This window comes from Roseisolibacter sp. H3M3-2, assembly GCF_029211165.1.
Taxonomy (GTDB): Bacteria; Gemmatimonadota; Gemmatimonadetes; order Gemmatimonadales; family Gemmatimonadaceae; genus Roseisolibacter.
Map to the genome: position 1 here is coordinate 1 of NZ_JARGEK010000685.1, position 1,043 is coordinate 1,043.

Here is a 1,043-nt window from a genome sequence, read left to right on the forward strand (position 1 = left end):
CTACTTCCGCCACTGCGGCTACGGCCGCTACGCCGCGCCGTGATCTGCTCTAGACCGCGGAAGCGGCGGCGCGCCGCCCCGCGTACGCGAAGCCCGTGATGGCGTAGCAGTAGCGCCCCTCGGCCGCGAGCGCGGCCTGCTCCGCGAGGAAGCGCGCGTACTCCTCGGCCGGCACGAGCCCGCGCCGCGACAACGCCCCGAGCGCCCGCGCGTTCTCGTAGCCCATCCATCCGGGGGCGTAGGTCGTGTTCGTGACCACGCGCGCGTGCAGCGCGCCGTCCGTCAGCCCCGCGCCCTGGAACACGCCCCACAGCCGGCGCCCCATCCAGCCGTCCGCGCGCGCCATCCACGACTGCCGCCAGTCGGCGAACGCGTGCACCAGCCGGCGCACGAGTGCCCTGTCGCCGCCGTCGAAGAGCTGCGAGTCCCAGTCCCAGTGGCCCGCCACCACGCGGCCGCCGGGCCGCAGCACGCGCCCCACCTCGCGTGCGAAGTCGCCGGGGTCGGGCAGGCACTCCAGCAGGTTGTGCGAGTAGACGACGTCGACGCTCGCGTCGGCGAACGGCAGGCGCCCGTCGGCGGCCGCGCAGCGGAGCGCGACGCGCGCGTCCTCCGCCAGCGTCTCCGCGGCGGCGGCGACCGCGTCGGCCGAGGCGTCGACCCCGACGAGCCGCACGTCGGCCCCGCCGTGCCGCGCCGCCAGCAGGCGGAGGTCCTCGCCCCGCCCGCACCCGAGATCGACCACCAGGCCGCGCGCCACCTCGCCCGTCAGGCCGACGAGCCAGGCGCGGTGCGCGTCGCGATCCGAGGGCGGGGGCGTCACGACTCAGGCGGCCGCGCGTGGAGCGCCCGCCGGCGGACGCCAATCCGCGAACACGAGGAGGGCGGCCACCGCGCCCGCGGCGAGGTCGAGTCCGACGCCGCCCCACACCGACGCCGGCCGGAACGCCGCGACGCCGAGCAGCTGCGTCCCGAGCACCGCGCCGAGGGCGGCCGCCGCGCGCCGGGCGCCGTGCAGGCGCTCGGGACGGACGCGCCGCCGC

Annotated in this window: 2 protein-coding genes; both read right to left on the reverse strand. The window is 78.5% G+C overall.

Translation table 11 applies throughout. The annotated features are described in order from the left end of the window. Positions 1-49: 49 nt before the first annotated feature. Positions 50-823 (reverse strand): methyltransferase domain-containing protein, encoded by a 774-nt coding sequence (locus PYV61_RS25725; protein WP_275836739.1) that lies wholly within the window; start codon positions 821-823, stop codon positions 50-52. A gap of 3 nt (positions 824-826) precedes the next feature. Next, the coding region (locus tag PYV61_RS25730) for a hypothetical protein (protein ID WP_275836740.1) at positions 827-1,043 on the reverse strand (217 nt) is incomplete at its 5' end.